This is a genomic window from Blastococcus sp. CCUG 61487, assembly GCF_005222955.1.
Taxonomy (GTDB): domain Bacteria; phylum Actinomycetota; class Actinomycetes; order Mycobacteriales; family Geodermatophilaceae; genus Blastococcus.
Genome location: NZ_LWUA01000145.1, coordinates 994 through 1,268 on the forward strand (window position 1 = coordinate 994; position 275 = coordinate 1,268).

Annotated in this window: 1 protein-coding gene; it reads right to left on the reverse strand. The window is 74.9% G+C overall.

Annotated elements, in window-relative coordinates; translation table 11 throughout:
* A partial coding sequence (locus A6V29_RS21575; protein WP_249933122.1) for an HAD-IC family P-type ATPase occupies window positions 1-275 on the reverse strand: 275 nt, incomplete at both ends.

The window sequence follows — 275 nt, forward strand, 5'->3', positions numbered from 1 at the left end:
TTGACGCCGTCGCCGACCATCGCCACGACCCGGCCCTCGTCCTGCAGCCGCGTGACGACGTCGACCTTGTCCTGCGGCAGCACCTCGGCGACGACCTCGTCGATGCCGACCTGCGCGGCCACGGAGCGGGCCGCCCGCTCGTTGTCGCCGGTCAGCAGGATCGGGGTGAGGCCGAGCTCGCGGAGCTGGCCGATCGCGGCGGCCGACGTCGGCTTGACCGCATCGGAGACGACCAGCACGCCGCGCGCGGCGCCCTCCCACGCGACGGCGATCGC